Origin of the sequence: Buttiauxella sp. S19-1 (genome assembly GCF_022134725.1) — a bacterium.
Classification (GTDB): Bacteria; Pseudomonadota; Gammaproteobacteria; order Enterobacterales; family Enterobacteriaceae; genus Buttiauxella; species Buttiauxella ferragutiae.
In genome coordinates this window covers 1-267 of the sequence record NZ_JAHWLU010000302.1, presented here as the reverse complement: position 1 = coordinate 267, position 267 = coordinate 1, and the positions used below count along the sequence as shown (strand labels likewise).

General features: G+C 56.2%; 1 tRNA gene and 1 rRNA gene. Both read right to left on the bottom strand.

The features are described from left to right. Nucleotides 1-8: 8 nt before the first annotated feature. Nucleotides 9-85 (bottom strand) — tRNA-Asp (locus MES37_RS24675). A 60-nt stretch (nucleotides 86-145) separates the two neighbouring features. Then, a 5S ribosomal RNA gene (rrf, locus tag MES37_RS24670) occupies nucleotides 146-261 on the bottom strand. Nucleotides 262-267 lie beyond the last annotated feature (6 nt).

The window sequence follows — 267 nt, the reverse complement described above, 5'->3', positions numbered from 1 at the left end:
TTAATAAGTGGCGGAACGGACGGGACTCGAACCCGCGACCCCCTGCGTGACAGGCAGGTATTCTAACCGACTGAACTACCGCTCCACCGAATTTCTTTACTACCACCAGATGTCACAGTCTGGCTTTTACTGCTTTGAATTTGGAGCCTGGCAGTTCCCTACTCTCGCATGGGGAGACCCCACACTACCATCGGCGCTACGGCGTTTCACTTCTGAGTTCGGCATGGGGTCAGGTGGGACCACCGCGCTAGTGCCGCCAGGCATATT